Annotated in this window: 4 protein-coding genes; all 4 read right to left on the minus strand. The window is 60.7% G+C overall.

What is annotated here, in order from left to right:
* Positions 1-165: 165 nt before the first annotated feature.
* Positions 166-2106, minus strand: coding sequence for a cyclic di-GMP receptor LapD (gene lapD, locus ACXRVY_RS19055; protein ID WP_223461255.1), 1941 nt, complete (start codon positions 2104-2106; stop codon positions 166-168).
* Between the two features lie 22 nt (positions 2107-2128).
* On the minus strand, positions 2129-2836 hold the full coding sequence (lapG, locus tag ACXRVY_RS19060) for a cysteine protease LapG (protein ID WP_457266081.1): 708 nt from the start codon (positions 2834-2836) through the stop codon (positions 2129-2131).
* A gap of 98 nt (positions 2837-2934) precedes the next feature.
* The gene (locus ACXRVY_RS19065; RefSeq protein WP_223461259.1) at positions 2935-3330 is read right to left on the minus strand and encodes a YbaN family protein; all 396 of its coding nucleotides are present in this window, start codon (positions 3328-3330) and stop codon (positions 2935-2937) included.
* A 10-nt stretch (positions 3331-3340) separates the two neighbouring features.
* On the minus strand, positions 3341-3928 hold the full coding sequence (locus tag ACXRVY_RS19070; protein WP_458237986.1) for a UPF0149 family protein: 588 nt from the start codon (positions 3926-3928) through the stop codon (positions 3341-3343).
* Positions 3929-4117: the final 189 nt, after the last annotated feature.

The following is a 4117-nucleotide window of genomic DNA, read 5'->3' on the forward strand; positions in this document are numbered from 1 at the left end:
ACCATCATCAACGGCATGCTCAACGATCATTCGTTGAAGGTGGATACCGTGTGAACTGAAAGCCCACTAAAAACCCGCCATCCCTGTGAAGGGGGCGGGTTTTTTGTTGTCCGGGTCAAAGGCCGATGTCCTATCGGTGGCTACAGAACCTCGACGTACCTATCATCACATCGGCTCTGGCGCCCCGATCAACCGCCCCATGGCCCCGAATACACCCAACTCCCTGATTGCTTCCAGTTCCCCGCGTGTCTCGACCATCTCGGCAATCAGCGGCAAATCAATGCTGTGGGTCGCGCGAAAGATCGCTTCGATGAACATCCGCTTGTCTGTCTGCTCGTCGATGTTACGAATGTAGGCCCCATCTATTTTCAGGTACGCCAACCCCAATTGGGTCAGGTTGCCGATCTGACTGAAGCGCCCACCGAAGTGTTGCACGCCGATGCGATAACCGGTCTTGAGCAGGCTGCTGCTCAAGCGTTGTAGTGCTTCGGGTGAMGGCAATTGGCGCTCGTCGATTTCCAGGGTCAGCAGTGGTGCCAGATCCGGGAGGGAGTCGAGCAGGTCGAGGATCGTCTGCCACTGCACTGGATCGCCCAGGGTGCGATCGGACAGGCTCAGTGCCAAAGGCCTGCGGTTGACTACCAGGTCGTCCAGCGCGGCCTCGAGCATCACCAGGTCAAACCGTGCCGACCAGCCGAGACGCTCGATCCACGGCAGGAAATGCCCGGCGGCAATCGCCTCGCCCTGTGGGTCGAGCAGGCGTGCGAGCACTTTGTGATGCAGCACCTGGCGGGTGTCGGCGCATTGCACGACGGGCTGGAAGTACAGCTGCATTTTGCCTTCGGTCAAGGCATCGTCGATCCAGGTGCGCCAGTCATGCTGGGAGTGATTCGGCGCGGTGTCACGATGGCTCAAATGCACCCAGGGTCGCTCGGGATGCTGCCGGGACTCGGTCAGTGCCTGGTCAAGGCGCAGGAGTACAGTGCTGATCGGCTCCCCGGGGCGATAGGCGACAACGCCCAGATGGGCGACGGGCATGCAGTCGCTGGCTCCGGTCAGGCGCAGGTTTTCCAGGCTGACACTGACATCGGAGGCCAGACGCGCTGCACTTTGGGCGTCCAGACCCGGCGTCAGCAGACTGAATTCGCCGCCACGATTGCGTGCCGCCAGCCAGGTGCGACGCTCCGGCAATTGAGTCAGGCGCTTGAACAATTCGCCCACGGCACTGATCAGCGTGTCAGTTCGTTGGCCACCCAGTCGCTGGTTGAGCCCGTTCAGGTCGTTGATCCGCAGCATCAGCAAATGGCCATCGCGGCTCTGTTCGCACACGCGTAAATGGTCGGCCAGTTGCTCGTCGAGCAGGCGCCGGTTGGCCAGGCCGGTGAGGCTGTCCAGATAGGATTCGGCCCGCAGTTTTTCGCTGCGTGCGGCTTCTTCGGCGAACAGCGCCTTGAGCTTCTCGACCATCTGGTTCATCGCCAGCACCACCCGTTTCAGTTCCGGTGTGCGCGGCAGTTTTGGCAGGCTGAGAAACTCGCGTTTGCTGATGGCTTCAGCTTGTCGGACCATGCTGTCGAGTGGACGAAATTGCCTACGCAGCATCCATCCTCCAATCACCGCACTGAACAGCCCGCACAACAACAACCAGATCAGGCTGCCGAGAGTGCTGTCCCAGAGCTTGGCCAGGGCAAATTGCGGATTGCTCAGCACTTCGACCCGTGCCAGTTGTTCCCAGCCGCGCATGATCAAGGCATCGCCACCTTCCGGGCGCAGGTCGACCAGGTTGACGAACCAGTCAGGCGCACCGTCGATTTTCGTCGGTGCGCTGCGCTCCGCCAGGGTTTGCTGATCCTTGAGCCTGATGACGCGGATGCTGCTGAAGTAGCCACTGTCGAAAATCGAGCTGACCATCAGCTCCATCATGGCCGGGTCATCGACCTGTGCGGTCAGTGACAGCCCCAGCGCGGTGGCTGCGTCCTGGGCGTGGGCGCGCAGCTGACTGAGGGTTTGCTCGCGGGAGCTTTCCAGGCTGGCAAAAAAACTACCGCTGAACGCCACCAACARGAACAGGCAGATGGCCAGGAACAGCTGTTTACGCAGTGTCATACATCGCTCCTTGCCATGGCGGTCAGCCGTCCCCTATGTCGAAGCCTTCGGCCTGCATCTTTTTCAACACGTCCTGCCAGCGCGACAGCTTTTTCGGGTCGTTGCTGCGCTGGCCGCCGTTTTTGCCCGGCAGGTACAGGCCTTCGGCATTGAAGGCGTACACCGGTAGCAGGTCTTTGCGTTGGGACGCGGGGCGGATATCGCCGATCAGGTTGTCCAGTACCAGCGGGTCGGTCGTGGGGGTGCTGTAGAACGTCAGCACCATATGCGCCTGGTTCTGACTCAGGGCCTTGACGTAGGTGATGCGCAGTTTTTCGCTGGGAATGCCGAGTCGGCGCAGGCTGAAGTATTTCGCCAGGGCATAGTCTTCGCAGTCGGCGGCGCCCTTGATCAGGGCTTCGACGGGGGTGGCCCAATAATCGGTCTGTTGCCAGATGCGCGTGTCGTCCTGAAAGTTCAGCTGTTGATTGAAGAAACGGTTCACCGCGTTGAGTTGCTCAGGTTCAGGCGCGCCGCGTGTGCTCTGCAGCATTTGACTCCACGCTTCGATCCGGCCTCGCGCCGGTCCCGGCGAGCCGTAGCGTTGTTCAATGGTTTGCAGAATCTGTGAAAAATCCCGGTCGGCACGGACCCCGTTGAATGCAGTCAGTAGCAAACCGGCCAGCAGCATCCAGCCGCCGAGCCGAAGTCGGAGCGCTGGCCATCCTGGACTACGCAGACTGCGGGCCATGTCTGGCTGCTCGAGTGTGGATGGGTGAAGTTTAGGTGGAGTTTTTGCGGGGGGAGGGCAGGTCGTCGGCCGACAGGCGCTCACCGAGCTTTTTGTGGTCAGGATTTGCGCAGGGTTTTCTGATTGAGGATGTAGAAGGTCACCAGCACCGCACTGGTCAGCATGAACCCCTGTGCCCAGGGACGCGGCACCAGATAGCAGGAGAACAGGATGCTCGCCCACATCAGGCCGATGGCGTAGGCCTTGCCCTTGAGCGGAATGCCATTGCCGTTGAGGTAGTCGCGAATCCATGGCCCCAGCCGGGGATGCTCAACCAGCCACTGATAGAAGCGCGGGGAACTGCGGGCAAAGCAGGCCGCCGCCAGCAGCAGAAAAGGGGTGGTGGGCAATACCGGCAGGAAAATCCCGATCACCCCCAGCGCTACGCTCAGCCAGCCGATGGCCAGCAGCACGTAGCGCAACATCAGGGGGCGGTTGCCTATGGGGTTGTCCATRGGCAGAACCTTAGTGGTGACGTKGCTTGAGAATCGCCGGTTTTTCGTCTGGCGCGTTGCACAGCAGGTACAGCGCGGTCAGGGCTTCCGGGATCTGCACGATCATGTCGTCCATCAGGTTGGCATCGGCGGCAATGTCGGAGAACTCCGGTTGCTCGTCGAACAGGCCCGAACCGACCATGATCGGCAGCAGCATTTCGCTGACTTCGTCTTCGGCGGTTTCGAACCAGGCTTCTTCACGCAGGAACACGCCTTCCATGAAACCGATGCACCAGCCGCGCAGTTCGGAATCATCCGGATCGTCGCCCAGGTCAAGGTCGCACGGCAGCTCGAACTCTTCGTCGGAGGCCAGTTGGCGGGCGATGTGGGCCTTGAGGCCGATCAGCGTGGCTTCGATCTCTTCGCGCTGGGCTTCGCCGCTGTAGTGCGGCTCTTCGGCGAAGAGGGCGTCGATCCATTCACGGTCGGGAACCACTTCGGAGCAGATCGACAGCGCGGTGAGGTAGCCGTGGGCGGCCACGTAGTCCAGCGCCTCGTCATGCAGTTCATCAGCGTCGAGGAAGACTTGCAGGCGGGTTAGTTGCTCAGCGAAGGACATTAAAGGACTACCTTGGGGAATGTTCGATGCGGGAATTCTAGGCCTTCTTGAGCACTTGGGCCAGCCGCACGGCATATTTGCCCGTTTGTGGGCGCTGCCCCCCATACAGTTCGGTCAAGCGGTATCTCTGTGGGAGCGAGCTTGCTCGCGATGGCGGTGGTTCAGGCGAAATCAATGTTGACTGTGATG

This window comes from Pseudomonas sp. P5_A2_2, from assembly GCF_054177685.1.

Excerpts from the sequence above, each read along its gene's own strand:
- lapG (WP_457266081.1), bottom strand. The coding sequence starts at position 2,836 with ATGGCCCGCAGTCTGCGTAGTCCAGGATGGCCAGCGCTCCGACTTCGG.
- ACXRVY_RS19065 (WP_223461259.1), bottom strand. The coding sequence starts at position 3,330 with ATGGACAACCCCATAGGCAACCGCCCCCTGATGTTGCGCTACGTGCTG.